Here is a 25,700-nt window from a genome sequence, read left to right as displayed (position 1 = left end):
GAGCGGTCCTCCTTCAAAATTCCGCGAGGCGGGTCAGGGTTTTGCCAAAGCGCGCCTCGCGCGTGAGTGTGTGTGCAAAATAGGCGGTGACATGCACCTCGTTGACGATGGTGAACGGCAAGAGCAAGTCCGCGGTGGCCGTGACGACGAGCTGCAGGTTGCCGTCGAGCGCAATGGTTGTGGCGATGTCACCGACGGCGGTGATGTTGAGCGTGGCCGTGCCGGCAATGGAAAGATCCGGCACCAGATCGGCCGCGCCGGAAATTTCCAGCACCGCCGAGCCATCCATGGTGATGGCGGTCAACAGCTCGCCCGTGGCCTGCACAGTCAACGGGGCGAGCCCGGCAAACACGATCTCGGTCAACAGGTCGCCGGCGGTCGTGACGGACAGGAGCGCGCTGCCGGCCATCTCAATGGCGGTGGTCAACTCGGCGTCCGCGTTCAATGACAACGCCGCAGCCGCATCCAATGCAATCACGGTCTGCAACTCCGCGGCGGGCGTCAGCGCAAGCGTGGCCGTGCCGGACATCTCAATGGCCGTGGTCAAGTCGGCGCTGCCGTCAATCGCGAGCGTGGCCGCCGCCGCCAATTCAATGGCTGTGGTCAAGTCGGCAGCCGTCGACAGCGACACCGTGACGGCTGCGTCGAATCGATCGACGACCAGCAGCTCGCCGGTGGTGGTGATGGTCATGAGGGCCGCGCCATCGAACTTGACGCCGATGACCAGCTCGCTGGAGGCCGACAGGCTCAACGCCACGGCGCCCTCCAATACAATCACCGTCTGCAACTCGGCGGCAGGCGTGACGGCCAGCGTGGCCGTGCCGGACATCTCAATGGCCGTGGTCAATTCGGCGGATGCTGAAAGTGCGAGTGTGGGGGTGGCGGCCATCTCGATGGCCGTGGTCAATTCTCCCGCAGTGGCCAGCGACAGATTCACCGTGCCGGACAGCGGAATGGCGGTGGTCAATTCGGCGGCAGGCGTGACGGCCAGCGTGGCCGTGCCGGACATCTCAATGGCCGTGGTCAATTCGGCGCTGCCGTCAATCGCGAGTGTGGGCGCCGCCGTCATCTCGATGCCGGTCTGCAATTCCGCCGTGGCCGTGAGGCCCAGCGAGGCGCTGCCGGACATTTCGATGGCGGTGGTCAAGGCGCCGGCGGTGTCGATGGCGAGGGACGGCGCCGCCTCCATCTCAATGGCGGTGGTCAACTCGGCGGCCGCCGTGACGGACACCGTCACCGCTGCATCAAATTCGATCTCATTGGCCGCGATTTTGAACGCCGCCATGACCGACCCGGCGGCGCACGAATCATCCCACGACATGGTGGTGCCATAGGTCCCGGTTGCAGAGACCACCCTCGATGCCAGATGAAGGGAGCAATCGCTGCCAGCGGCTGTGGGATCTTCAATGGCCAGCTCTACAAACGAATTGGTCCAGGACTGTCCGGTCTGCACACCATTCTGTAGCGCATGCCCATAGGCGGCAAACACGATCGTGTCGGCCACCGTCGTGGTCGGCCCACCATTCGCCAGGTCTGTAGCCACCGCGTTGATCGCCGTGGTCGCCACCGGGCTGCCGTCTATTGGGGAGGCAATTTCAAGGCCGCTATGTTCTCCAACCCATCCGCAAATCTCCTCATTGGTATCGCTGCCGGTATTGCCAAAGGTGATGGTGTCCTCGTCGCCCTCCGCCACTTTATAGCGCAAGACAACCAAACATCCCGATTGCCCTTCATCGCGAAACGTATCGGCGTCCGCGCCGACGTCGGTGAAGCCATCCCCATTTTGATCCTCGATCAACATCGTCATGCCGGAGGCAAACGATCGACGCACCCCATGCGCCATGAGGACGCGATTGGCGGTCGCCGTGCTGGCCAATGTGACGTCAATCGAGTCCACATTGTCCGGGCTGCTATTTTTCGCGGACTGTTCGAGCACCACCATCAGCGCTTGTCCTTTCCCTGCCAGGCGAGATCTTCCGCGTGGTACAGAAGTTTCCACGCCCAGGGAATACTTTCTCGATTCAGATCAATATTCAGCACGCTCAAATTGGGAATCCGTCGGGAGGTCCTGGACGATTCATCCAGCGTATACCGAACCCCGCGCACAAAAATCGTCACCACGCCTGCCCAGGCATCCTCCTGCGCCGCCCCCTTTCGATCCTCGGGGCGGTTCCATCGCTTGACAGGCTTCATGGCGCTTTCAATTCGGAGCGCATCCAACCGTTGAATCTCCACGAGCCGCTCGGCATCCTTGGCAATTTTCGGCTCTGCCAGTTCGGCGGGCTTGATCTCCTGCGCCCGCGTTCCCATCACGGTATACTCCGCAATGATCCGCGCATTCCCTGGTTTGACGATATCGATCACTCGCTCGGGCATTTGCTTGAGTCCTCTATTGCCATCAGGCGGCCTCCACCACCACGACGGTGTACATGACAAAGCCCGGGGCGGCGTTGCCGCCGAATTCCACCATCCCGGCGGGCCTCTCCTGGCAATACAACGCCAGGCGTGTATAGGAGGTTTGGATCGTGTCCACTGTGTTCCAATGATAGTCCGCCAGCCAGGCCGGCAGGTCGCGCTTGAAGGCATCATAGGCGATGCACACCCGGGCGGTTCGGTGCAGCCTCACGCTGACGTCACGCGCGCCGGTATGGAATCGTGCGCTGTTGGGAAATTGAATATAGGGCGCGCCGACATATTCCGCCGGCACCGCCGTGAACGTGTGATTGGTGTCCGAATACACCTCGGCCCCCACGCGCACACCGTCGGCCTGAATGGTGGGCGGAGACTCGCCAAAGTCGGCATGCAGCGTCAGTTGACTCAACAAAGCCGAGGCCGGGTCTGGCGTGGGGACAGGATCCGGCGCGGGCGTGGGATCGGGTGTCGGATCGGGCGTGGGCTCGGGGACAGGCGTCGCGGCATATTCCCAGCGGACGGGCGGATAGTGTTCACTGACAACAACAGGCGCCTCAGGGCTGTGACCGGCTCCGTTGTAGGCTCTCACAGAAATTTCAAAACGTCCCAGCCGATGCAGAAACGGGATGGCGGTACAGTCCACATGTGTATTCATCCGCCCTGGCAGCACATGCTCCACACTCCACCCTGGAGATCCCGCCGCCCTGACCAGAACCACATATCCGTCCACCGGGCGGCCCTCGGACTCCACACTAGCGGTCCACTCCACGCCGTGGCACATGTTTTCAAACCGTGCGGCATGGGCGACCGGCGCCAGGCACATGAGCAGCACGGCCAGGGCGGCCAGGGATTTAAAAGACATCGCGCGATTGCTCCGGGGTGTCGATGATCGATTGATCCGCCGTGGTGACGCGGATCGTCCAATAGACGCGAAACGAGGCGCGTCCAACGTGGACGCTGGTCTTGACGGTCGACGGCTGCCCATTGACGAGCAGGCCGGGCCATTCGATCGTGAATGTCTCGCCCTTGCTGGCGATGCCATGCGACGTCTCGTCCACGGTGCCGGCAGGCACGGGAATGTCCACCTCGGTATAGGGGCCGCCGGCGGTCTCGCTCCAGCGCAGCGTGAGGCTCTGCACATTGGAGAGATCCCCCAGTACACGAAACTCATTGGGCTGTGACAAATCGAAATCCGTCTCGGCGGCCCAGGCCGGCGCAGCCAGACTGGACAGGGCCATCAGCAGATACAAGAATTGGACGGGGCGCTTGATGGCGGCCAGCGCATTGGCCATGGCCTGAAAGATTTGATCGAGCGCCGCACGCAGCGCCGTGAACTGGCATTGAATGAACAGTGAACGGGTCATGAGGGCCTCCCGGTTGGGGTGGATTGAATCACGGTATAGTCGGGTTTGATTTCGAATTTTTCCTCGGCGCCCACTTTGGCGCCGACCTCTCGGAGCGTCTGTTTGTCCAACAGCACCATCGCATCTTTGTTGGGCTCCTCGACCGTGCGGATGCAGTTGAACAGCTTGCGGGATTTCAACGCCGCCAAAATCGCCGCCATATTTTTTTTGGTGAACGACACCGACGGCGGACATTTCCGAAACGCCACTTTGCCGAACGCGCCGCGCCACGTGAGGCCGCCGGATTTTTTGACCACGGCCATGTCGTCGCGGTGCGCCTCGCACCATTTTTCCAAGGCCGCCTCGACCGCCTCGGCCATGTCATCGAGCCGATCGATTTTCATCCCATACGATTCTTTGAGTTTGGTGATGGACTTGTTCATCGCGCCCTCTTTGGCGTCGCGTTCGATCTGAATGCGGCCGAGCTGCTTGATGGCCTCGTCCACCTCCAGCCACGAGGTCAAGGGCTTCAAGGGTTTCATGCGATCTCCTTCAAGGTCTTCAGGGATGGCCATTGCCGGCGGCGGTGGACGCTCGTCCGGCGGAGATGCGGCCCGCGTCGGCAGCGGCATCGCTCACAGGCGCGGCGCGGTCCCAACGCGGTCCACACCACCCAGACGCCCTCGGCACAACATTCATTCAAGGGTTGGAGTCGTCGTCTCAACATCAGGCACCCTCCTTGACGGCATGGCGGTGGCATTGCTCGGCCGTGATCCCGGCACGCTTCAACGCTTGTCGCCAACGCCCGATGAACGGATGATCCGGTTCAAGTTTGCGGAGCATGGCATACAGCGCCTTGCGCGTGATGCCCCAGGCCTGGGACGCCTCGTACAGCGAGCCTGGCCGGCCGGCCAGCACCACACAGGCCCAACAGGCCAGCGGGATTTTGGTTTGCTGCAAGGGCGTGTCATACGTGGATGCGAAATACCGAAGGCAGCAGGTGCAGTGATACGACGGCACCGCGCCTCGGCAGACCTGGGGCCGCGAGGGCTGCGTGACCACGCGCACATCCTCGGCGTCGAAACATTTGGGACAGGTGGGCTGGCCGTGCGAGTCGGCCCAGCGGGCGGCTTCAAACGTGCGCGTCAATGCCGCATCCAATTGCTTGCTGGTCATGGCCACCACACCTCCACGGGCATCTCGTCAGACACCGGCACGGCCGTCTGCTCCGCCTGATGCCGCTCGGTCAATGCCACGGCTTTGATGGCGGCCATGGCCGCCTGCGTCCACTCCTGGCTGGGCCGGACCTGCCCACGCTCTTGCCCCGGCGTGAAGGCCTCCAGCACCCGGCGCTTGAGCGGCGGCGGCACCAGCGCCCAATGCGGGCGGCACATGAGCAGCCGCGAGGGAATGGGCGTGCCGCAGCCTTTGGCATGGCACACATGCACGTCGGCCTCGAGTCTCATGGCTGGCACACCTCCCCGAGCATGACGGTCGCGTGGCGCACGTGAAAGGCATATTCTTCAAAACCGATCTTGGTGAGGTGATTGGCGACGCAGAATTTTTTCACGGCGTCCTCCGCCGAGTCGGCAAAGCCATCGAGCATGGGTTCATCCGACGCATCGCAGACCACAAACAGCGAACGTGTCATCATGAGTCCTCCTGCGTGGTTGCGGGGGCGGGTCTCGAACCCGCAACCTCCGGCGTATGAGACCGGCATGGAACCGTTCCACCACCCCGCACATGATATCCGTGACCAGACCCATCCTTTCGCCATCGTCTCGTTCGATTGATGGCCATTTTTCTGTCGACCACATCCTCCACGTCGACACCCAGCCGAGTGGCCAAACGATTCAAGACAATGATCACATCCGCCAATTCTTCACCGGCTTGTTCATGCTCGTCATCGACACTCAAACAACGCAGCAGCTCTGCCATTTCTTCATTGGCCCGAACAGCGACGCGCAGATTGCTGCCGGCCTCCCCAAACGTTTCGAGCGCCCACTTTGAAATGGAAGGCTGCGTTTCTCTCATGATTGTTCCTCGACGAAGATCAACGACCGCCACAGGCGGATGGGTTGCCGGTGCTGCGTGGGGCGATTGGATTCCGTGAATCCGGCGGTGGCCCAAATCCATTTCATGGCCTGCGCTTTGCTCATGACCGCGCCCAGGGCGCGCGGCTCGCGCGGCTGGTCCAGGTGGGGCCAGAGATCGTTCGTGGAAAACAAATATTGTGCTTTCGCCACGCGCTCGACCACCTTCAAGGCATGCGCCATCCAAATCTCGTCCGCGTTGGCGTCCACCCGCTCGAGCGCCTGCTCGGTGCGGCGTTGGCATTCATCCAGAATGGAGAGTTGCGTGGTCATCCGTTGGCCTTTCGCGTTGACAGTTCAGAATCCAGGACTCGATAGACAAACGACCACACCTGATTGTATTGAGGCGTCCCTGACAGCTTCACAATGGGAATGCCGTGCACGTCATGAAATGCCTCCATGATTTTTTCCGTGATGCGTCCGGCGTCAGTGTCGGGAGTCTTCATGGTTTCCTCATGCCGAGAGTTTCATGGCTTGACGAATATGGGTGAGGCCCAGCGCGCCTTTGTGTTTTTGCGCGAGGCGTCCGGCGATTTCGATGACGTTGCCCAGCCGGCGCGGCGACGTGAGCGTGGACGGGTCGTCCTCCAACAGATGCAGCGCCTCCTCCACGTGGTCCTCGGGCATGACGGCACCCAGGATCAACGCGAGGTCGTTGCGATCCACCTCGGGGATTTCCCAAATACGGCCGGCGACGCGCGAGGCCATTTGCTCGGAGCGTTCGTCGATGGCCGTCAGGATGCGTTTCAATTCCCGCGTGCCGAACAACACAATGCCGATGCCCGTCTGGTCGTACACGGTTTGCACGGTGTCCAGGGCGTTGGGCCGCAGTTTGTGGGCATCGTCGATGACGAGCAGCCGGCCGGTGCCTTTGAGTTTGGCGCGAATGCGTTTCATCAACGCGCGGGAGGTCCCGGTCTGCGGCTCGCGCAGCTCTTCACACATTTCCTGCAACGTGGCCGTGGGGCCGAAAAAGTTGGCGGCATGCACGCGCACGATGGAAGGGTCTCGCCGCTGTGCCTCCTGCACGGTGGTGGACTTGCCTGTCCCAGGCGGCGAGACCACGGCGACCAGCCGATGATATTGGTGCGCGAACTGCAAGGCCTGCATCATTTTCTTGGCCTGCCGCGTGTCGGTGAACGGCACTGTGAGCAGCGAGGCCTCGTCGCGCGCGCGTTCTCGCTCGATGAAATGTTTGAGCAGGTCGGCGAGTTTTTTGACGTCCCCCACCTGTTTGCGATTGAAGAAATTCGACACCGATGCGGCGGACATGCCGAGGTCTTTGGCGATCTTGCCATATGACAGCGCGCGGCCCTCCGCACTCCGCTGGTCGAGCAGCTTGCGGCCTTGCTCGAGGACGAGTTCAATTTCCGGGGTGTACAGGCCGCTCATGATTCGTCCGTCCATTCTTCGTCCTCCCATTCATCGTGAAGGATGGCCAACATTCCACATCGAGAACAGGTGACACCATGATGCCTCACAATTGGAACCCGACACTCACGGCCATTGCCCGAGAGCAATTCTCGCGCCGCCTTCGCATCTTTGGCTGTTTGACCGCTCATGCGTGATCCTCCGGTTGCACATGCAGATGGTCGCCTTCATCGAGGACTCGCAAGTGCTGGCGTTTGGCCTCGGTCTGAAAATTCATGAGCTGGCCGGGATCATCCAACACCACGTCACACCCCAGCCACATGCGATGCCGGGACTGTGGATGCCCGCCCACCGCGGCGTTGCGTGAGGCGCTCCGTTTGTAGGAGGTCACGCTGAAACTGTAGAGGCAGTCCAGCAGGATCAACCGATCGAGAAATTCATTGTGCGTCATGCGTTCACCGTTTTCTCTTGAGGACGACGCTCTGGCGCGTCGCAGGTTTTATTGTCGTATTGCGCGGCATGAACACAGCACATATCGTATTCCGCGACGTGGCCGCGGACGTTGACTGCAATGCGCGCGGCGGCAATGGCCGCGCAGCACCAACAGCGCCCGCCATTGAGCGTGCCCAGGCGATGCTCGGCCTTGAACGGCGAATACCATGTCCAGCCGTCGCGACCGAATGTTTGATCCAGCCGGCGGCAGGTCTCCTCGGACCAGGCCGTGCCGAGTTCATAGACATATGGGGGCAGGCTCATGCGCACGTCCTTTCATTCAGCTCGGCTGCCGGGCAGGGCCAGCCGCCCTTGCCGTGGCAATGGTGGCAGGTGTATTCCTCTCCCCAAAAATTCCCGTCCTCGCTGGCCACCCAGCCATCCCCGCCACAATTCCAACAGTCATGAAACCGCCCGTTGCATTGCGCGTCATCCAACTCGCACACCACCGGATGGAACTCTTGGACCTTGTTCATGGGCATTCTCCTTCCAAGACGTCGTGCTCTGCCGGGACTGCCGGACAGGGCCAGCCGCCGGCGCCGTCACAGATGTCGCACTTCAGAAAATCGTGCTCGGATTCCGGGTCCGCGCAACAACAACAATCTTCGAAACAGTCACCCAACACCCAGCCGTCACCGCCACAGTCATGGCATTCATGAAACCCGCCGTCGCAATCTGGCTCGTCGCAGATGACGCGCACGGCACCAGTGGGCAGCCACAAGTCACTCATCGAGCAAATCCTCCAGCGTGAGGTCGGCGTCCTCGGGCGGCAGGGCGTCAGGGCGCAGCGGATCGGACGGCGCCTCGCGGTCATCGGCCAACAATTCGGACAGCACATCGTCGCTCTGGTCCATCGAGGCCGACGGGCGCCTGGGGGAAAGGCCAGGGCCGGTCGGGCTGGGTCGGCTGGTGAGTGGCTGCACCGGGGCGTCACTCCCGGATCCGCAGGACTCGGTCGAGCCAGAGGTCGATGGGCTCCCCGCGCGGCCTGGCCGGGTGGCCATCGATCCCGGTGGTGGCGAGATCGAGCGAGTGGTCGCGCGAGAGATCTGCAAGCGGCGGGCGGTGAAATCAAATGGCGTGCGAGCGGGTTTGTGCACGGTGCCGGGTTGCGGGCCAGCATGCGGGTCTGGACCCGGCGCCGAGGGGCGCACGTCGAGGTTGACGACTTGTTGTTGCTGGCGTGCCTCCACGAGGGTTTCCAGCACGTGCTCCTGGTTCATGAGGTCGCGGTGCGCGTCGCGATAGCCTTGCACGGCTTTTTTGGCCTGTTGTTTGCGACGGTGCAGGTGCTTGAGATCCTCCTGGGAGGCGCCCATCTTCAACGCCTCTTGATTCTCGGCCTCGCAGAGAAATTTTCCTCGGTCGAACACATACAGCCGGCCGATGTCGTTGGGGTCGTATCGCACGTCGACGGTGTGTCCGACTTTGAGAGCGAGATCGTCGTGCCAGTAGAATCGCGGTCGTCCGGCGGCCCCGAACAGTTTGATCCCTTGCGTGTAGACCTTGACGGGTTTGTGGCGCATGAGCAGCAGATCCAGCGCGCGCGCCGATGGGACTTCGATTTTCACGCCGGCCCATTGCGAAATGGGCGTGGCCTGCAACACGGAATGCTCGGTCTGATGATAGTCGTCGATACGTTCGGCCAGGCGCGCGGTGAATTCGGGGAGCGTGAGCAGCGACCCGTTGCGGATTTCGCGTTCGAGTTTTTCGGGACGTTGTTTGTTGTCGGACCCGCACCAACCGGGCAAGGTTTTTTCCCACTCGGGAAAGGTGTGCCCGAACCAGGGCTCGATGGGTTTGGACCATCCTTGATACGGATTCGCATGGCGCACGGTGACGCCCAGCGGCGAGAGCACGCCGGGGGAAAAGATTTCTTGTGTCTGTCCATCCAGCCCGACGTTGGCGGAGACCACGGCTTTGCCGTTCAAATATTCGCTGCGATAGTCTTTGCCGTTGTCCACATACAAGGATTGCGGCGCGCCGAATCGCAGCATGCCTTTGCGCAGGGCCATGGCGATGGTGTCGGAGTTGGGCACGAGCGCCACCTGCCACCCCACACAGGTGCGCGTGCCGAGATCCATCCAGGCCGTGAGCCAGGGGCGGAAAATTTTGGCGTCCGGGGCGTGGGAGATCCGGACAAAGACGTCCATCTTGCGGTGGTCGCCGCACCAGAATTCGTTGGGGGCCAGAGCGTTGAGATCGCGAAAGGTTTTGGGTTCCATTTTATCGCGCCAGGTTTTGTGTCCGTGCCGGGCCATGGTTTGCACCGACCGGGGAATGTGCATGAGAAACCGATTGATGGTGTTGGACGAGGGCGCGGGCTGCCCGAGATGCGCGCAGACGTCGAGCACGCGGCGATAGATGGTCGTGGGCGAGGGGCGACTCGGCTGCAGATATTCCTCCGCGATCACCAGTTGAAGCTCCGTTGAGAGGGCAGTGAACGTGCCTTTTTTTTTACCCCATCCCGGAATGAGCGCCGGATATCCGCCCTCCCGAAAGGCTTTGATCCAGCGATAGAGAGTGGCAGGGCCGAGGCCGTGGCGTGTGGCCAGCGCCTTGATGCGGGAGGCCGCGCGTGACTGCGTTTCCAAAATTTCGATGGCGGCTTGCACGATGGGCAATCGCCGCAAGGCTTCATCACGCGCACCGTCGGACACCTCCGCGAGATTGAGAGGGCTGGTCTCGTCCGGTTCTTGTGCCGTGCCAGGTTCGACGGCTGGATCGTCGGCATGGTTCGCGCCCTCCCCGGCTGCGCGTGCGCGCTGCATCCACCACCGCGCCTGGTCCGCCGGCCCCAACGAACTCAACACAATTTTCATGGGCCGTTTGCCGTTGGCGGCTTTCTCGTCTTCAAATTTCACTTGATACAACCCACTCTCAATGCGCTCATACAGCGTACGCTTTTGGATCCCCAACAAATCCATGGCCTCCTGCACCGTGAGATAGTGAGGGCCGTTCATTTCACCTCGCCCTCCAAGGCCTGCAATTGCCGATCGATTTCCTGTCGCTGAATCCGCAGTTTTAAAATCTGCATTTCCCTGGCTTGCGCTGGTTCCAACACCACACATTGAAGCGACCGCGCGAGAATCGTCAGGGGTTCGATCGTAGAAAGAATCTGGCACAGAGGCGCCACGGCCTCGGCAGGGATACGGGACTCCTCGGCCGATTCCGCAAGCCAACGGTCCAAGACGTATTTTGAGACCTCGCGGCCCAACAATTCACTCAACCGGCCCGCCACTTCATAGCGGCTGAAATTGGAGTGCCGAATGGCGCCCACCAACGCCTGACGCAGATCGCGAGAGATCAAAGAAAAGGCCCCCTCAAAAGAACCATCCTGGGACTCCCCTTTCCTGGATACGTCATCACGAAATTTTTTTTCAAAATTCGACATTGTCAAGCCAAAGAGAAACCTATAATTTATTCACCTATGTTGAGCGTGGCGGCACCTGACCAGGAAACAATTCTTTCTTGGGCACGCCGATGATTTTGGCCAGCAGGCGCACCACCCTTGGCGAGTAGGTTTCACCAGAAACGGTCCGTGTCACCAAGCTACGATGACACCCTACGCGCCTGGCGACATCGGCCATAGTCCACCCGCGGCGAGTGAGTTCCGAGCGGATTCTGAGGCTGTGCTGGTTTTTAGTTCTCAACATCGGTGAAGCGGAATATATTCGCATTTGCGAAGTTTGTCAATACATTTTTGCGAACTTTTTTTATGAAACATACGGCGGTTTTGAAACGAATCATGGAGGTGCTGAAAGTGACCAGCCAGCGAGATCTGGCGGCCACTCTCGGCACCACGCCGTCGAATATCTCGACCACCTTGAAACGGGCACAGATCCCTGAGGCGTGGTTGTATAAAGTGGCCTACGAGAGTCAGTGCCGCATCGAATGGCTAAAAACCGGAGAGGGTCCGAAGTTTTTGGATCAAGCGGTGGCGGAGGCGAGGGCGGCCTATGGAACCCACGCCATGGAAGGATTTGAAAAACTATTGAATGAGTGGAAAAATCTCGATGGCACCAAACGGAGTTTGGCGCAAAACTGCATTGAGGCGATCCGGCTAGAGGAGGATCCAGATATGATCCAGGCTGTAGTGAGTGCCACCCTCAAGCGGCATGAATATGATATAGTAAAAGGCTCGAAAAGTCCGCCCAAAAAGAGGAGGAAAAAATGAAGCAAATCTCATCAATGATACTTGTGGCATTGGCCATGGTGATCATCTCAACCACCGCCTGGGCCTGCGTAGAAACACTGCAAACCGAGTATACTGGCTCAGGGATTCAGACCCTCAGACCGTTCACCATTGAGGATAATTGGGAAATCCAATGGGAAGCTGATGATAATCTCTCAATCAATATTATGGGTGCGGATGGGAAGTTGGCCAATATCGCGGGAGGTTCCAAAACCGGCTCATCCTACCATCCGAAGGGTGGAAAGTTTTATCTCGAAATGCAGGGGTACAAAAATTGGAAAGTGAAAGTCATTCAATTGCAATGACAGAGGAAATCATGAAACGGCTGACCTGTAAATTCGTTGCACTTTTTGGCCTCTTGACCTTGCTCGCATTGTTTCCGAGGCCAGGGCTTGCCTCGGAACGTGAGGTGATTCAATTCACAGGGCAAGGCAGTACACAAACGGAAACCTTTCATGTCCCGTCTGGATGGGGAATTCACTGGGAGGCCGATGGCCCGATTTTTCAAGTGCTTGTTCATTCCAGCATTGGAGATTTGCCAATGGTTGGATTCAGTCAAGAGGAGGGAAAGCGAGGCTTTCTTATGCAATTTGTGGGAGGAGAGTTTTATTTAAAGGTACATTCCCCTTCCAATTGGACCATTCGCGTGGTAGAAATTCTTGGCCCATGAAACCTCACTCATTTTTGTTGGCTTTTATCTTTCTCTTGCCCTCCTCCGCGTTGGCCGGCTTTGATTTCGACAACGTCATCTATCATACCTGTTATGACGGCGACACTTGCACCATGACCATTCCTGGTGTTCATCCTCTGCTCGGCAAGCGAGTGCCCATTCGTCTCCAGCCCGTGCAAGCCCCGGAAATTCGCGGCAAATGCGAGCGCGAAAAAACCCTGGCCATTGAGGCCCGCAACTTTGTGCGCGACCTCTTGAGCAAGGCTCGCGTGATCCATCTCCGTGACGCCACCCGCGATGATTTTTTCCGCATCGATGCCCGAATCATTGCCGATGGGGTGGATATCGGAGAGGTATTGCTGGCCAACCACCTGGCCGCCGACGTCAGACATTCTCCCTCTCCCACCTGGTGGTGTACACCAATCAAAACTGAATAATCCCTACCATAGTAGGAAATCCCAAACAAAGCCCCGGCACAGAGCCATCGTCAACTCTAAAACCACCTTTCCGCTTTTTACTGTTAAGTGGAAAATCGCTCAAAAAACATCAAAATTTTTTCACTACCTAAGGGTTACAACACCGCACTAGGATTTAAAAAAATTTCTTCATTTAAGCCGTTCTCAAATCGCCTAGTGCGGCCATGAATATTGAACAATATTGATTTTTGATGGGTTGTATTTAGAGGCCGCACTGGGATCCGCACTAGGATTTGGCCTTTTGGCCCAATTTAAAGGTCGTCAAGGCATACTAAATGGCCATTTTCTACTGAATTAAACAACACTTATGAACGCGGCATAGAGCTGCCACCTTTCTCAAATTATATGCACAAAATTCCCATTATCCACCGCCCTTTCTCAAATTATTTCAAACAAGATGGAAATTCAAAAGCCTCTAACCTCTTGTTTTTCCGCATCTTCCCATCCATTCCCACTCACTACCGGATTCTCAAATTATTTGGAAAACTATAATAATTTCCCCCTCAACGTTCTTTCCTAAGGGATTCCAAAATATCCCAGCTAATACAAAACCTTTCCGCATTAGAAACAGGGAGTACATTCATTGGCACATAATCTGCTTACGATTTTTGAATATTTCGCAATCCACTCTTTCGTCAGATCGATGAGGGAAGAACAAACACAATCAGGAGATACATCGTTGTGACCTAAACCAAAGAATGGTTAATCATGGAAGCCAGGACGGCAGGGTGATTCTCGTGAAAATTTGCAACGAACTCACAGGAGCCTACCTATGCACTGCCCAGTCCGTCTTGGAATCATCCTGACCTCAGTAATCTGTCTTGGAATTCCCTCCGCATATGGCATTACCTTGCATGTGACCGATGATCGAAGTCTACAGATTGATCATCATTCCCCCCCAAATAAGCATTTCCCTTGGAGATCACATCAAAGAAATTATTTTGCTCATCGAGGCAACCACAGCACCATCACCATTCAACGGTTCGGTCATAAAAAAGAAACTCAAGGGTTCGTGAAGTTTGATCTTTCGCCTCTCTCTTCCGATCAAAGCATCGAACGCGCGACCTTACGGTTGTGGCTCAATCAGGTAGACAGGTCAGGGACACTTCACCTTCACGAAATCTTGGCTGACTGGGATGAACGCACGATTCGTGGCGATCAAACGCCACCCACTTCGCCTGTTTTTGACAGTCTCAGCATCAAAAAATCTGACACACATCAATTCATCACTCTTGATGTGACTACCATTGTTCAAGGATGGATCGAGCACCCTGCTACAAATTTTGGAATCGCTTTGGTATCAGATCATTCCCACCCCCTTAAGATCAAAATCGATAGTAAAGAAAATCACGACACCAGCCACCCTATGGAAATTGAAGTAGTGCTGTCGGCAGAACCGGGAATTGAAGGTCCACCAGGACCTCGGGGGCTACCTGGTCCACCAGGGCCTCAAGGCATGCAAGGCGTCACACCAGCCCTCATCATGGTTGGTCAACAATGTCCGACCGGGGAGTTTCTCACAGGTTTCGATGCCATTGGGAATATTCTATGTGGAGCACCACCGCCATCAACGGAACCGTCACCTCCTATTGCTCTAAATGATGCGAATCCAGGAGATGTCATCATTACGGAACTCATGATTAACCCCTCGGCCGTGACTGATGGAAACGGAGAATGGTTCGAACTCTTCAATACACGTCAGGAAGCCATCGACATGCGAGGTTGGACCATCGAAGAGGAAAGTGGAAACACACATGTCATTCCAGACACCAATCCCATTGTAATTCCGGAAGGCGGCTTTTTGGTGCTCGGAAACAATGACGATTCTGCAAGCAATGGTGGAATTACAGTCGCCTACAAATACACATCCATTACCCTCAATAATGGCGGAGACACCATCAAAATTCTTGACGTCAATGGAGAGGAAATCGATCGGGTGAAATATGAAACGCCCTCGTTTTCCATCCCCAACGGTGCATCACTGAGTCTGAACCCGAACAATTTTGATGCGCTAGAAAACAACGATGCTTCCAATTGGTGTGCAAGTACGACAACCATTGGAATAAATCTCGATAGAGGAACACCAGGTGCAGGAAATGACCCATGCTAAGGTCTATTTCAGAATGAATACGCCCCCAAGGTCTTTGGGCCCATGGTCATTCGCAATCCATCTTGTAAATCCCGAAACCGTATTCAGATACCTACAGTTGGAGAAGGATTGCTTATGCCATAAAACTCAGATGTTCTACGTAATAATAGATTCAATTTCTTATTTTAATTCAAGGTATTTGAAGGGGGAGGCATAACAGCATCAGAAACTGGCACAGTTTCTGCTTTTATTCACACTATCAGGAGGTTTGGCAAATGATCATTCATTCTTTTTCAAAGGAGGAACAGTGTATGAATTCCTTACAACAATTGGCGCGCTCCTACGTGACTATTAGACTGTTGGCTTTCGTGTTGTGTTTGAGTCTTCCTGGTCTCGGACTCGCGACTGAAGGAAAAATTGATTTAAACACGGCCAGCGCTACCCAACTTGAACAACTCCCGGGCATTGGGAAGGAAATCGCCCAGCGTATCATTTCCTACCGAAAGGACATGGGTCCATTTAAGAGCGTGGAGGAATTAACCAAGGTGAAAGGTATTGGCAAAGCGAAGCTCACGAAGGTCAAAGAGCACCTCACGATTGGGATCGCCACTCAATCAACTTCAGCCAAGTAGTTCCTGCCTGTGCGGAGGGTCCTAACGGGGTCGAGTGCACTGTTCACGCGGCCCCGTCCTCTACTATAGGCCCTACAAACTCAGCATACGATTGAGTTGAGAAATCGTCTTTGGAGGGAGGGTAAGTTCACCAGTCACCTCAATGCGAGAGGGCACCAGCATCATCGTGTGAAAGGGTATATCCAGAATCAATAACTTTTCATCGGGTTTATCCACCGCGCTAATTTCCACATTTTCCACGGATTTGGCAATTTCGCCCAAATCTTGGCCACCATACGTATCCACCACGGTTTGAATAATCTCCATGATTTGCTCGTGAGCCTCCACCCCGGGAATAGCCGCTTCCAAGAGGGGCAAACAGTCTTCAGATTGTCCCACCACATCAAAGTTTTGCAACTGTTCTTTTTTCCTCATCGCCAGCAAATCGTTATCGAGATCTTTACTGAACACCCCATAAGGGTATCGCATAAACTCATAATGAAATCCTCGCAATCCTTTCCCCAGCATTTGCAACGCAGCCAAAAACACCAAATGCTGGAGCTTCACATCACTCACCATCGAAAACTCTTTCGACTCTGCTAAGTGAAGGACATAGATAAGAAGGGTGCGGTCAATGGTGATATCGTGGGGTTTTCTCATAGCTTTCTATCTAACTATTGGCATCCTGCACTGGGTCAAGAACACCGCATAACTGTAAAGTTTTAAGGGCGCGATCCTATCGAGGCTCAGGGAGACTCGTCAACAGAATTTAAAAACATCGCCTGTGCACGGGCAATATTCATTCAACCACAATGAAACAATCCCATTTATGGCCCTCCGTTTTCCTGCTTGACCCCTGCCTAATAATTTGGTTTTAATAGGGAAGTGAATTGAGAAAGAGAATCAACTGATGGCGAAACCTACCAAAGAACTTGACATTCTCAAACATCATCTGTCGAAGAATAATCTGAAGCTGACGCGGCAACGGGAAAACATTCTCACGACGTTTCTTAAAATGGAACATGTTACGGCAGAGCAAATGTATCGCCTGCTTGCCAAAAAAGATCCGCATATAGGCCTCGCGACGGTCTATCGGACATTAAAACTCCTCTGCGAAACTGGCCTGGCCCAGGAACAACACTTCGGCACCCAAACCCAGTTTGATAATGTAGCGCACAAAGGACATCACGACCACCTCATTTGCACCACATGCGACAAAATCATCGAGTTTGAGAATTGTCAAATTGAAGAACTCCAAGAAGAAGTCGCACGAAAAAATGGATTTACCATTCGCACCCATAAACTGGAACTGTATGGCAATCCCGTCCAGCTCTCGAGTGGCGAGTGCAAAAATTGTGGAAAAGACCTCAGCAATCAAGACGTACGGAGATAACACTAATGCCTTTTCAATCGTTTGGTAAATTTCTTGTTTATATCGCTTTCGTTATCGTCTCGGTCCTGGTTGGCCCCTCAATTTCCATGGCCAAAGAATCACTGATCGTATACTCCGGGCGAGCCGAACGATTGATCAAGCCTGTACTCGATGCCTTTGAAGCCGAATCCGGAATATCTATCCAAATGCTGACGGCTGATAGCACGGCACTCGTCAATCGACTCAATTTAGAAGGTTCTCGCACAACGGCTGATATCTTGCTCACCAATGATGCCGGAGCCCTTGAACGCGCTCGTGAGCTACACCTCCTTCAAGCCGTAGACATTCCTGGAATTGAGACGGCTATTCCGTCCACCTTTCGCGCCTCCGATAATAGCTGGATCGGATTGTCTGGACGCATATGGGTCATGGTGTATAACACCACCATGGTCAAACCTTCAGAGATTTCTTCAATTTTGGATTTGGCCCAACCCAAATGGAAAGGCAAAGTCGCTATTCCCACTGCCGGAAGCGAGTATCTTCAAACCGGGGTATCGGTCATTCGCGAGATAAAGGGCGAGGCCATGACCAAACAGTTTCTCAAAGGCCTCAAAGAAAATGCTGGCACTTCTGTCTTTGGAAAAAATCGACAAATCGTGGCGGCAGTCGCTCGGGGAGAAGTCGCAGTAGGGTTGGTGAATCATTATTATATCAGTCGGCATCTTGCGAAACATCCGGATGCCCCCATCGCACAACTCTTGCCTGACCAAGAAAAACAGGGCATGGGCGTCGTCTTAAATGCCGCGGGTGTAGGCATTACGGCACAGAGCAAACATCTCGCACAAGCCAAAGCCTTAGTACAATTTCTCATTTCCCCCAAGGGCCAAAAAATGTTTGCCAATAGCAATAAAGAATATCCGCTCAACACCAGTGTGGATGCGGACCCTGGTCTTCGTCCATTGAAAAGTTTTCAAGTCGCCCAAGTGCCACTGGCTCGCCTCTCAGAACTTCGCGACCCCACCATGACGGTGATTGAGCACGTTGGCCTCCGCTAATTCCCTCACCACATTGCCCCGTTGGGGTGTGCGCCTGCCCTCCCCCTTCATCATTCTCGCCTTTATCCTTGCCGGACTCATCACTCTTCCCCTCCTCTATGTCATCTTCTCGGCCCTCACCGCCGATGGGGCTGTCTGGCGACGGCTTTGGACCACGCGCATCCCGGAATTGCTATTTAACACCTTTACCTTGGCAATCAGTGTCGCCTTCATTGACCTGCTTCTTGGCGTTTCTCTTGCATGGATCCTGACTCGCTACCGTTTTTTCGGTTCTACTCTTTGGGATTGGTTGCTCATTCTCCCTTTAGCCATTCCTTCTTATGTGTTGGCCTACACCTACACCTACCTCCTTCAAAGAAATGGGGCTTTGGAACAGGCGTGGCAGGTGCTGGCGGGGGCGGACGCCCAAATTTTTTCGCCCTTTAGTTTTTCTGGTGCCACTCTGGTGATGTCGCTCAATACCTTTCCCTTTGTCTATCTGTTGGCGCGATCGGCCTTTAAAAATTTCAATATCTCCTATGAAGAAGCCGCTCGCGCAACAGGAGCCAGTCGACTGACCACCTTTTTTCGCGTGTCGCTTCCCATGATTCGCCCTTCGCTGTTTGCCGGGCTTTTCTTAGCCATTCTCTACGTGGCTTCCGACTTTGGCGCTGTCTCCATGTTGCGATTTCAGACGTTTACGTTTGCCATCTATCACCAAATGACTGGACGCTTCGATAATACCGCAGCTGCCTGCTTAAGTATGATCCTCGTCTCGGGAACGTTTCTGTTTTTATTGGCCGAACGTTGGTTTCGACAGCGAAGCCGGTTTTATCAAACGACTGGTCGTTTTCGGAAACACATTCCACAAGCATGCACCACGATCCAAACTATCACCTTTTCAGGATACCTCTTGCTGATTGTAGGCGCCGCCTTTGGTCTTCCCCTTCTCCTGCTTATTCAATGGACCATGGACGCCTTGGCGGCAGGCACTATCTCGACCGGATTTTGGAATCATTTTGGAAACAGTCTTTGGCTGGCGGGAATCGCTGCCACGTTGACCATCATCTTTGGGATACCCTTGGCCTATCTGGCCTGCCAGAAACAAACATGGTCCAGTCTTCTCTGTATTCAAGGCGCTTACACCGGGTATGTTCTGCCGGGTCCTGTGGCGGCTCTTGCAGTCCTTGTCCTCGTTTCTCAACTTATTCCTGAACTGTATGGAACCATCGTGGTGCTCCTCATCGCCTACCTCGTTCACTTTCTTCCCGTCGGCCTGCAGGGAATGGAATCCACACTTCAACAACTTTCCCCGAATCTCGAAGAAGCCGCGAAGAGTTTAGGTGCACGGTCTTACCGAACATTTGTTTCTGTCACCTTGCCGTTGGTTCGTGGCGGTTTCATGAGTGCATGGATTTTGGTCTTTATTCAATGCTTAAAAGAACTGCCTGCCACACTCTTGCTGCGTCCTGTCGGGTTCGATACACTCGCCATACGCATTTGGCTGGAAGCGAGTGAAGAGCTCTATCAATTGGCCGCCCCTCCGGCCCTGCTTATCGTCGCCCTCACGATTCCAGTCGTCTTACTATTAATGAAAAAGGGACAACACACTGTTTAACGTAATGCGTCAACTGTAAGACGTGAGGTCTGTAGAGTTAAGCGTTATCAATAGAAGGACTTTCCTGCCAATTTCTGGTTGTTGTCTCTCACGCGTGACGCATCCCCTATGACGATTTCTCCATGACGACCACACCCACAGCCAGCCCACCAATCGTTCTTGAACTCCATAAAGTCACCTGCTCGTATGAACCAGGCCGTCCAGCGGTTCAGGACATTTCTTTTGCCGTGCAGAAAGGGGATATCATTTGCTTGTTGGGGCCTTCCGGTTGCGGGAAAACCACGACACTAAGGGCAATCGCGGGCTTTGAATCGGTGCTCGAAGGCTCTGTGCGCTTAGATGGGAAAATGGTGGCCGACGGCAACCATCACGTGCCTCCCGAGCAACGGCGGGTCGGAATGGTATTTCAAGATTACGCGCTATTTCCTCACCTTTGCGTGAACGATAATGTCGGGTTTGGACTAAACCAATTGGCCGCGGAGAATCGGCGGCGGCGCGTCGAAGAGATGCTCTCTCTGACAGGGTTATCGGATTTCGGGCGACGTTATCCCCACGAACTCTCCGGAGGACAACAACAACGAGTAGCGCTGGCTCGAGCTCTTGCCCCGCAACCGGTCCTCCTTTTATTGGATGAACCGTTCAGCAATCTTGACCCGGATATGACTTACAAGATGCGTGGGGAACTCCACCAAGTCCTGAAGAACACTCAAACCACCGCTGTCTTAGTCACCCATGATCATGAAGAAGCATTTACCATGGCCGATAAGGTCGCGGTGTTACACCAAGGGCGACTTGAACAATTTGCTTCACCAGAAACCATTTATCATTTGCCGAACTCCCGCTTTGTGGCAGAATTTGTTGGCCAGGCGGATTTCATTCCCGGGGAAATTCATGAACATTATGTGGTTACGGAACTTGGCCACCTGCCTCTTCCCAACCATTATCAGGGTTCCGAGCACGTCGACGTGATGATCCGACCGGATGACATTAAAATTTGTGGAGCCGAGAGTACCGGAGCCCGGATTGAAACACGCCAATTTCGGGGATCCGAGAATCTATACGGGATACGCCTCAAGTCGGGACGCCTCATTCACTCAAGCGAATCTTCGACTCAAATTCATGCGGTTGGCACTCAGGTCGCCCTCAAAATTGTGGTTCCTCATATCGTCCTTTTCGATCGGGCTCAGGATTCCTAAAAAATCTCCATTTCGGCTTGGAATTACCACGATTGAGGCTATAATGGAAAAAGTAAAGCATTCGCTTCTTCGCGCTCAGAGATTTATAATACAAATAAGCGTTTCCCTAAGGACCCTCAATACAACAATGACTACTCTCTCATTCACTTACTTACTTGAATAACAAGGAGGACTCGATCATGAAGTTCACTGGAGTCACAACACCTTCCTCGTTGACCATGTGTTCACTTAGTAGCCTATTGGTTATTGCCCTCGCAGGCCCAGCCTGGGCCAATGATCCACACAGCTCGATCCATAAATCTCCACATGGCAGTTCCGGTTATTCCGGCGCCCATCATTCCATCCATGGCTCAACCCATATGGAAGCGAGCATTCATGGGGATAAACACCATTCCAAAGGTTACCCCAGCACGGAAGACTTCCACCATGGCAAAGGAATGACGGGGCATAGCAGCGCACATCCAACGATGGGTCATGGAGGACAGGGCTCAACCCATCCCGGCGCCCATCAAAGCGCTATTGAATTCATTGATCATATTTTGAAATTCAAAGAGGGGATGAGCCTCACCGATGAACAAGAACAAAAACTTCGCAACATCAAAACGAATTACAAAAAAGAACGCGTCAAGATGAAAGCCACCGTCCAACTAGCGAATATTGACCTGCATGAATTACTCCGGGATGATCACGCCAACTTGTCCGACATCGAGCGAGACCTGAAAAATGTTCATGCCTTAAAAGCGGACCTGTTCATGGCATCCATTAAAGCCAAACGCGATGCCAAGGGCGTGTTGTCAGAAGAACAACAGTCGCGGATGGAAAAAATTCATGAGCGCATCAAATCTCATGGCGGAAACCCTGCCCACGCCAGCGGGTATTCCCGAGCTGGAAAAGACAAAGGCAATTACTAATTTCCAAACTGAAACCCATGCAATAAAAAAGGGGCCGATCCTGGCCCCTTTTTTCATTTATATGCCCCTTAAACATTATCAAGGCTTAGAGTTTATTGAACGCAATCGTCCTTTCAAACCCGAAGAAATCAACACATTTCCGTCAATTCCCACAATAATACCTTCAACTCCATTTAGGCTCTCAATGAGCGCCAGTCCTTTGTCCGGTCCCATCACGAAAATTCCAGTATCTAAACCATCAGCCAGAACCCCTTCTTTAGCCACAACGGTCACACTCTGCGATAACCGGGCGGGTTGCAGAGTATTGGGATCAAGAATGTGATGATATCGAATACCGTCCTTCATAAAATATCGTTGATAATCCCCGGCTGTAGACACGGCCTCATCTTCAAGTTCCAGCTGCCCCAATAACTTTCCTTCCTGTCGAGGATGTTGAATACCAAACACAAACCGTTCACCATCCGGCATCCGACCAAACGTTTTAATATCTCCAGAAATGGCTACCACACCTGCGGTAGCGCCGGATTGCTTCATCACGCGAGCGGCAAGATCCGCAGCATACCCCTTACCAATCCCGCCAATATCTACGCGCATTCCCGCGACACGAAGAAACACGTTTCCAGATTCTCGATCAATTTGAAGATTCTTTAGATTCATTAAAGGTCGAAGGGCCTCTAACTCTTCCTGTGACGGAATCCGACCTTCTCGACTCACATTCCAGGCTTCGACAGCAGGACCAATGGCAATGTTAAATCCACCATCAGTCAAACGATCCATTTCCAAAGATTTGCTCAAGATCTCAATGGTCTCAGGACTAACGGCAACCGCGCTTCGCCCAGCACTGGCATTGACTTGGGAAAGTTCGCTTTCAGGAATCCAAGTACTCAGGATTTCCTCTAAGCGGTGAATTTCCGAAAACCCGGCTTGGACAGCGGCATGCGCCACCTTTTCCTCCGGTGCCACTGCCGTGAGAAAGACAAGGGTGCCCATATGCATTTGGCCACGTTTGACCAAATGGGGAGATGTCGCACATACGATCGTCCCTAAAAATGTCGCAAAAACACACAAACTCCATGTAAATATTAATGCTCTCGGCGAAAAGTATCTCATTGGAACCTTTGCGGGTTATTGACGATAGAAATATTTGATTTTTGGATAAGGGGCAACCGTAAACACACGAGTTTCAAACACCTCTGGCTTCGGTAAGACTGTAGTAATTGGCGTAGAGTCTGTCACAAGATTCGCAGAAAATAGCATCGGTAACTCTTGATCGCCTTCAGCAACCTGAATACGCATATGCCGAATAGTGCGCGGCGTCTCTACATCAAACTGCCAGACTCCTAAATACACCGCCTTCCCTTCAGGCACATGAAATTCTAATTGGACATGAGATTCATACATAAATGGACCTTCATTAAATTGCACACGGTCAACGCTGTACGTGCCCACCGGCAACCTGAGGGAAAATACATCGGAATCTGAGCGCACATCCACCCTGAATCTTTCCCTTGTTGTTGTTTCAGTCATTGCAATAAATCTGACATGGGTAGGATATCCACGCGGATTGGAACCGTCAGTCTCGACCTGAATGTATCCAAACACCAATTCATTAGCATCTTGATCTTGAGCAAAATTCGGATCTACGACTTTCGTACATCCGCCTATGACAAGTACGAGAAAAAGGCTAGACAGCGTCAATACAACATTTATGCTCATGAGATCTTCCTACCCTCAATGTCGCTCAACCATGCCTCGTCATCGGAAAAAGTATATAAATATTTCTAACAGATATGACAGTGGATGGCTATTTAGCGTCCCTCCCTCTCGACTTATGACAATAAATCAAAGACTTAGGAAGCTCATACTCTTTTTGTGCGTGATATTGACACGGCCCCGTGAAATTTTATATTAATAATAGTTATCAAAATCAATATTGATGAAAACAAATATCATACTTATTTTTACTAGATATTCAAGAATCATCTGAATCTCGTTATTTTCCATGACCTTCGAAGGCAAAAGCGTTCTACCTAAACCCGCACCGAAGCGTAGCGAGGCTAGATGTGAATGCGGGCATCTTATCGCAAAAATTCGGGGAGATAATCTTGAACTGAAATGCAAACGCTGTAAACGGATTGTCTCCATTCCCTATGATCGCATCAAGGATCATGAAGTGAGCATATCGACTTGCGAAAATTAGAACCCTAGCAAGAGGCCGTGACAATACAGCCGTTTTTTTCATGTCAAATATTAATAACAAAGAGGTTTTCACAATACGCTAGAACACTCAATTTAATCTGAGGACCACAAGAGTCCCTTTAGTGACTTCGAGGACCAAACTAGAGTCCCCAACAACAATTGATGGAGGTCGTTCAATGAAACGATTGTTGATCGCGGGGGCGATGATGGCTCTCATGATTGTACCCCAAGCAAATGTTTGGGCCGACGGGGATGAATTTGAAGAATTCACTCCTGCTCAACGTGAACAGATTCGAAAAATGATTCAAGACAATCTACGAGGCGGAGGGATGACCCAAATTGATCCACCAACTCTTGATCTTTCAGAACAAATGCCTGCCTTGGGTGATACCAAGCAACAAGTACAACGGTTTGGGGATACATTCACGGGTGGAAGTGGCCTGCAGGGTGGTCGAACCATTTACGCGAAACCCTTTGTCAAAGCCCCCAAGACTATCGTCGGTGGTTACATCGATTTCATCGTCACCGACTGCGCGGGAGCGGCCCGAGATTGTCGCGATGGCCTTGAATTCGATCAAGAACGTTTTGTGCCGTTTTTCTATTCACAGGTCACTGACCGTGTCAGTGTGGCTGTGGAATTAGAGATTGAACATGGTGGGCCACAAGGCAATCAAGGGGATGGAGATGTCAAAATTGAATTCGCCACCATGGACTATCGGATTGAAGACTGGATCAACCTTCGTGGAGGCATTCTTCTGGTCCCGATGGGTCGGTTTAACTTGATCCATGACACACCATTGAACGACCTTCCTCTGAGACCCATGGTTAGTCGTTTGATTATTCCATCAACTTTTGCCGAATCGGGGCTTGGGCTTTATGGAACCTTTTATCCAACTCGCCTCTCCAAAGTTGACTATGAATTTTACATCACGCAAGGATTCGATGGAAGCGACACCACAACAACAGACACGGTAGCGGCAATGACGGGCATTGTTTCCCGCGCGACTTCATCTGTTTTCACCGCGGCCAATGGCCTACGGTCAATTAGAGGGAGTCTCCAGACGGACAATAATGATAACAAAGCGATTGTCTCCCGCATTGCTGTCAGTCCCATTCTTGGTGTCGAAGTCGCAGGCTCCATTCACCATGGAACGTGGGATGACGCGGACAACAATTATTTGACCATCCTCGCCGTGGATGGAAACCTTCAGCGTGGCCCATTCGAAATCCAGGGAGAAGCCGCATGGGTGAACATTGAGGGAGGGAACACGTTGGCCTCCTCCGGTCTTCCCCCTGCTAGGATGGAAGGATTCTATGTCCAGGGCAATTACCATTTCATGCCAGAATTTCTCCAAAAGATGGCGCCCACTCACTTCTCTCAGGGCTCCACCTTTACCGCGATTGTTCGTTATGGCGAAGCGGATACCAACGCTAATGTCAGCAACAATACCAACGACTTAAAGCGCGTGACGTTCGGTGTCAATTTCAGACCTGTTGAGGATTCCGTCATCAAATTCGCCTACACGATTAATGACGAAGCCATCTCTGATTCAAGAAGTGCGGCTTCGAATAATGGTTGGCAATTCGGGGCTGCCACATATTTCTAAACGACGAGGAT

General features: G+C 53.8%; 33 protein-coding genes, 1 tRNA gene and 1 pseudogene. 13 read left to right on the top strand and 22 right to left on the bottom strand.

Going from position 1 to position 25,700, the window contains the following annotated elements; genetic code table 11:
• Nucleotides 1-13 precede the first annotated feature (13 nt).
• The 16 genes and pseudogenes from PPG34_RS00715 to PPG34_RS00640 all read right to left on the bottom strand — a co-directional run bounded on the left by PPG34_RS00715 (nt 14) and on the right by PPG34_RS00640 (nt 7,975).
• Nucleotides 14-1,942, bottom strand: a complete 1,929-nt coding sequence (locus tag PPG34_RS00715) for a hypothetical protein (protein ID WP_313831206.1) — start codon at nt 1,940-1,942, stop codon at nt 14-16.
• Entirely contained in the window at nt 1,942-2,376 is a 435-nt protein-coding gene (locus tag PPG34_RS00710) for a hypothetical protein (RefSeq protein ID WP_313831205.1), read from the bottom strand. The genes PPG34_RS00715 and PPG34_RS00710 overlap by 1 nt, the downstream gene beginning before the upstream one ends.
• Before the next feature lie 22 nt (nt 2,377-2,398).
• The gene (locus PPG34_RS00705; protein WP_313831204.1) at nt 2,399-3,274 is read right to left on the bottom strand and encodes a fibronectin type III domain-containing protein; all 876 of its coding nucleotides are present in this window, start codon (nt 3,272-3,274) and stop codon (nt 2,399-2,401) included.
• Entirely contained in the window at nt 3,264-3,776 is a 513-nt protein-coding gene (locus PPG34_RS00700) for a hypothetical protein (RefSeq protein ID WP_313831203.1), read from the bottom strand. Before PPG34_RS00700 ends, PPG34_RS00705 begins: the two co-directional genes overlap by 11 nt.
• Nucleotides 3,773-4,297 carry a host-nuclease inhibitor Gam family protein gene (locus tag PPG34_RS00695; protein ID WP_313831202.1) on the bottom strand — a complete coding sequence of 175 codons (525 nt, stop codon included), beginning with the start codon at nt 4,295-4,297 and terminating at the stop codon, nt 3,773-3,775. Before PPG34_RS00695 ends, PPG34_RS00700 begins: the two co-directional genes overlap by 4 nt.
• Before the next feature lie 184 nt (nt 4,298-4,481).
• Nucleotides 4,482-4,931: a hypothetical protein gene (locus PPG34_RS00690; protein WP_313831201.1), complete on the bottom strand. Its 450-nt coding sequence runs from the start codon at nt 4,929-4,931 to the stop codon at nt 4,482-4,484.
• Nucleotides 4,928-5,221 carry a hypothetical protein gene (locus tag PPG34_RS00685; protein ID WP_313831200.1) on the bottom strand — a complete coding sequence of 98 codons (294 nt, stop codon included), beginning with the start codon at nt 5,219-5,221 and terminating at the stop codon, nt 4,928-4,930. The genes PPG34_RS00690 and PPG34_RS00685 overlap by 4 nt, the downstream gene beginning before the upstream one ends.
• Nucleotides 5,218-5,409 carry a hypothetical protein gene (locus tag PPG34_RS00680; RefSeq protein WP_313831199.1) on the bottom strand — a complete coding sequence of 64 codons (192 nt, stop codon included), beginning with the start codon at nt 5,407-5,409 and terminating at the stop codon, nt 5,218-5,220. The genes PPG34_RS00685 and PPG34_RS00680 overlap by 4 nt, the downstream gene beginning before the upstream one ends.
• 13 nt (nt 5,410-5,422) lie before the next feature.
• A tRNA-Met gene (locus tag PPG34_RS00675) sits at nt 5,423-5,497 on the bottom strand.
• 100 nt (nt 5,498-5,597) lie between these two features.
• A pseudogene (locus tag PPG34_RS18300) lies at nt 5,598-5,693 on the bottom strand (hypothetical protein); the annotation flags it as partial.
• Nucleotides 5,694-5,785: 92 nt separating this feature from the next.
• Nucleotides 5,786-6,121: a hypothetical protein gene (locus tag PPG34_RS00665; protein ID WP_313831197.1), complete on the bottom strand. Its 336-nt coding sequence runs from the start codon at nt 6,119-6,121 to the stop codon at nt 5,786-5,788.
• Nucleotides 6,118-6,294, bottom strand: a complete 177-nt coding sequence (locus PPG34_RS00660; RefSeq protein ID WP_313831196.1) for a hypothetical protein — start codon at nt 6,292-6,294, stop codon at nt 6,118-6,120. Before PPG34_RS00660 ends, PPG34_RS00665 begins: the two co-directional genes overlap by 4 nt.
• Before the next feature lie 7 nt (nt 6,295-6,301).
• Nucleotides 6,302-7,255, bottom strand: a complete 954-nt coding sequence (locus tag PPG34_RS00655) for an AAA family ATPase (RefSeq protein ID WP_313831195.1) — start codon at nt 7,253-7,255, stop codon at nt 6,302-6,304.
• A complete protein-coding gene (locus PPG34_RS00650; RefSeq protein WP_313831194.1) occupies nt 7,237-7,410 on the bottom strand; it encodes a hypothetical protein in 174 nt (57 codons plus the stop codon). The genes PPG34_RS00655 and PPG34_RS00650 overlap by 19 nt, the downstream gene beginning before the upstream one ends.
• Nucleotides 7,407-7,670 carry a hypothetical protein gene (locus PPG34_RS00645; RefSeq protein ID WP_313831193.1) on the bottom strand — a complete coding sequence of 88 codons (264 nt, stop codon included), beginning with the start codon at nt 7,668-7,670 and terminating at the stop codon, nt 7,407-7,409. The genes PPG34_RS00650 and PPG34_RS00645 overlap by 4 nt, the downstream gene beginning before the upstream one ends.
• On the bottom strand, nt 7,667-7,975 hold the full coding sequence (locus PPG34_RS00640) for a hypothetical protein (protein WP_313831192.1): 309 nt from the start codon (nt 7,973-7,975) through the stop codon (nt 7,667-7,669). The genes PPG34_RS00645 and PPG34_RS00640 overlap by 4 nt, the downstream gene beginning before the upstream one ends.
• Between PPG34_RS00640 and PPG34_RS00635 the strand changes: the two genes are divergently transcribed.
• On the top strand, nt 7,974-8,462 hold the full coding sequence (locus PPG34_RS00635) for a hypothetical protein (protein WP_313831191.1): 489 nt from the start codon (nt 7,974-7,976) through the stop codon (nt 8,460-8,462). The two genes, PPG34_RS00640 and PPG34_RS00635, sit on opposite strands and share 2 nt — an antisense overlap.
• Here the strand turns inward: PPG34_RS00635 and PPG34_RS00630 are convergent.
• The 3 genes from PPG34_RS00630 to PPG34_RS00620 form a co-directional block, all read right to left on the bottom strand.
• Nucleotides 8,434-10,674 carry a Mu transposase C-terminal domain-containing protein gene (locus tag PPG34_RS00630; RefSeq protein ID WP_313831190.1) on the bottom strand — a complete coding sequence of 747 codons (2,241 nt, stop codon included), beginning with the start codon at nt 10,672-10,674 and terminating at the stop codon, nt 8,434-8,436. The genes PPG34_RS00635 and PPG34_RS00630 overlap by 29 nt on opposite strands.
• Entirely contained in the window at nt 10,671-11,021 is a 351-nt protein-coding gene (locus tag PPG34_RS00625; protein WP_313831189.1) for a hypothetical protein, read from the bottom strand. Before PPG34_RS00625 ends, PPG34_RS00630 begins: the two co-directional genes overlap by 4 nt.
• A 118-nt stretch (nt 11,022-11,139) precedes the next feature.
• Complete coding sequence (locus PPG34_RS00620; RefSeq protein ID WP_313831188.1) at nt 11,140-11,391, bottom strand: helix-turn-helix domain-containing protein; 252 nt, start codon at nt 11,389-11,391, stop codon at nt 11,140-11,142.
• Between the two features lie 38 nt (nt 11,392-11,429).
• Between PPG34_RS00620 and PPG34_RS00615 the strand changes: the two genes are divergently transcribed.
• From PPG34_RS00615 to PPG34_RS00590, 6 genes are all read left to right on the top strand, one after another.
• On the top strand, nt 11,430-11,888 hold the full coding sequence (locus tag PPG34_RS00615) for a helix-turn-helix domain-containing protein (RefSeq protein ID WP_313831187.1): 459 nt from the start codon (nt 11,430-11,432) through the stop codon (nt 11,886-11,888).
• Nucleotides 11,885-12,211, top strand: a complete 327-nt coding sequence (locus tag PPG34_RS00610; RefSeq protein ID WP_313831186.1) for a hypothetical protein — start codon at nt 11,885-11,887, stop codon at nt 12,209-12,211. Before PPG34_RS00615 ends, PPG34_RS00610 begins: the two co-directional genes overlap by 4 nt.
• Before the next feature lie 11 nt (nt 12,212-12,222).
• Nucleotides 12,223-12,576 carry a hypothetical protein gene (locus tag PPG34_RS00605; RefSeq protein ID WP_313831185.1) on the top strand — a complete coding sequence of 118 codons (354 nt, stop codon included), beginning with the start codon at nt 12,223-12,225 and terminating at the stop codon, nt 12,574-12,576.
• Nucleotides 12,573-13,013, top strand: a complete 441-nt coding sequence (locus PPG34_RS00600) for a thermonuclease family protein (protein ID WP_313831184.1) — start codon at nt 12,573-12,575, stop codon at nt 13,011-13,013. The genes PPG34_RS00605 and PPG34_RS00600 overlap by 4 nt, the downstream gene beginning before the upstream one ends.
• A gap of 811 nt (nt 13,014-13,824) precedes the next feature.
• A complete protein-coding gene (locus tag PPG34_RS00595) occupies nt 13,825-15,162 on the top strand; it encodes a DNRLRE domain-containing protein (protein ID WP_313831183.1) in 1,338 nt (445 codons plus the stop codon).
• 290 nt (nt 15,163-15,452) lie between these two features.
• Nucleotides 15,453-15,773: a ComEA family DNA-binding protein gene (locus PPG34_RS00590; protein WP_313831182.1), complete on the top strand. Its 321-nt coding sequence runs from the start codon at nt 15,453-15,455 to the stop codon at nt 15,771-15,773.
• Nucleotides 15,774-15,845: 72 nt separating this feature from the next.
• Here PPG34_RS00590 and PPG34_RS00585 read toward each other — a convergent pair whose 3' ends face one another.
• Entirely contained in the window at nt 15,846-16,412 is a 567-nt protein-coding gene (locus PPG34_RS00585) for a hypothetical protein (protein ID WP_313831181.1), read from the bottom strand.
• A gap of 250 nt (nt 16,413-16,662) precedes the next feature.
• On the opposite strand from PPG34_RS00585, the gene PPG34_RS00580 reads away from it, so the two are divergent.
• The 5 genes from PPG34_RS00580 (at nt 16,663) to PPG34_RS00560 (ending at nt 21,883) form a co-directional block, all read left to right on the top strand.
• Complete coding sequence (locus PPG34_RS00580) at nt 16,663-17,145, top strand: Fur family transcriptional regulator (protein WP_313831180.1); 483 nt, start codon at nt 16,663-16,665, stop codon at nt 17,143-17,145.
• A gap of 5 nt (nt 17,146-17,150) precedes the next feature.
• The gene (locus PPG34_RS00575) at nt 17,151-18,179 is read left to right on the top strand and encodes an extracellular solute-binding protein (protein WP_313831179.1); all 1,029 of its coding nucleotides are present in this window, start codon (nt 17,151-17,153) and stop codon (nt 18,177-18,179) included.
• Entirely contained in the window at nt 18,166-19,776 is a 1,611-nt protein-coding gene (locus PPG34_RS00570; RefSeq protein WP_313831178.1) for an ABC transporter permease, read from the top strand. Before PPG34_RS00575 ends, PPG34_RS00570 begins: the two co-directional genes overlap by 14 nt.
• A 122-nt stretch (nt 19,777-19,898) precedes the next feature.
• Nucleotides 19,899-20,972 (top strand): ABC transporter ATP-binding protein, encoded by a 1,074-nt coding sequence (locus PPG34_RS00565; RefSeq protein ID WP_313831177.1) that lies wholly within the window; start codon nt 19,899-19,901, stop codon nt 20,970-20,972.
• Nucleotides 20,973-21,151: 179 nt separating this feature from the next.
• Complete coding sequence (locus tag PPG34_RS00560) at nt 21,152-21,883, top strand: Spy/CpxP family protein refolding chaperone (RefSeq protein WP_313831176.1); 732 nt, start codon at nt 21,152-21,154, stop codon at nt 21,881-21,883.
• A gap of 78 nt (nt 21,884-21,961) precedes the next feature.
• On the opposite strand, the gene PPG34_RS00555 is transcribed toward PPG34_RS00560, so the two are convergent.
• Nucleotides 21,962-22,879, bottom strand: a complete 918-nt coding sequence (locus PPG34_RS00555) for an FAD:protein FMN transferase (protein ID WP_313831175.1) — start codon at nt 22,877-22,879, stop codon at nt 21,962-21,964.
• Between the two features lie 129 nt (nt 22,880-23,008).
• Complete coding sequence (locus PPG34_RS00550) at nt 23,009-23,599, bottom strand: hypothetical protein (RefSeq protein WP_313831174.1); 591 nt, start codon at nt 23,597-23,599, stop codon at nt 23,009-23,011.
• Between the two features lie 659 nt (nt 23,600-24,258).
• Between PPG34_RS00550 and PPG34_RS00545 the strand changes: the two genes are divergently transcribed.
• Nucleotides 24,259-25,689: a porin gene (locus PPG34_RS00545; RefSeq protein WP_313831173.1), complete on the top strand. Its 1,431-nt coding sequence runs from the start codon at nt 24,259-24,261 to the stop codon at nt 25,687-25,689.
• Nucleotides 25,690-25,700 lie beyond the last annotated feature (11 nt).

This window comes from Candidatus Nitronereus thalassa (genome assembly GCF_032191465.1).
In the GTDB taxonomy this organism is placed as follows: domain Bacteria; phylum Nitrospirota; class Nitrospiria; order Nitrospirales; family UBA8639; genus Nitronereus; species Nitronereus thalassa.
Note: the sequence above shows the minus strand (reverse complement) of the source record. Positions and strands in the feature narration are given on the sequence as shown.